The 722-nt window shown below is 50.1% G+C and carries 1 rRNA gene; it reads left to right on the plus strand.

What is annotated here, in order from left to right:
- Positions 1-157: 157 nt before the first annotated feature.
- Positions 158-722 (plus strand): 23S ribosomal RNA (locus BO225_RS11090); the annotation flags it as partial.

Genomic DNA, 722 nt, shown 5'->3' on the forward strand with positions numbered 1-722 from the left:
ATCGATCTTTGAAAACCGGAAAAAGAGAAAAAGACACAACAGAAAAGGTCTAAAGTAAAGTTGTGGAAAAAGATGACACTGAAAACAGAAGAACAGTTCATAAAAAGAAGAAATCTCGAAAACAAGCATCAGAAAAAGAAGAAAAAGAGAACAAGCTGATCAAGGAGGCAAGGGCGTACGGAGAATGCCTTGCCACTCGTAACTGAAGAAGGACGCACCGAACTGCGAAAAGCGGCGCCGAGCTGTAAGGAAGCGAAGACGCGCCGGTATCCGAATGGGGGAACCCGGCATCCGATACAAGGATGCCATCCTGAAAGGGAGAGGTACCCGGGGAACCGAAACATCCAAGTACCCGGAGGAAAAGAAAACAAAAGTGATTCCCCGAGTAGCGGCGAGCGAAAGGGGAAAAGCCCAAACCATAGAGATATGGGGTTGAAGGAGCTGCGATGAAAGCGGAAGCGGAAAAAGAGCCGAATGTGATGGGAAGCACAGCCAGAGACGGCGAGAGCCCGGTAGGCGAAAGAGGAAGCGGAAGCGAGCAGGATCCTGAGTACGACGAGACACGAGGAATCTTGTCGGAAGCAGGCAGGACCATCTGCCAAGGCTGAATATAAACGAGTGAGCGATAGAGAAGAAGTACCGTGAGGGAAAGGTGAAAAGAACCGCGGGAGCGGAGTGAAAGAGAACCTGAAACCGTATGCCTACAAGAAGTCAGAGCCCGT

Source organism: Dubosiella newyorkensis, assembly GCF_001945605.1.
In the GTDB taxonomy this organism is placed as follows: domain Bacteria; phylum Bacillota_I; class Bacilli_A; order Erysipelotrichales; family Erysipelotrichaceae; genus Dubosiella; species Dubosiella newyorkensis.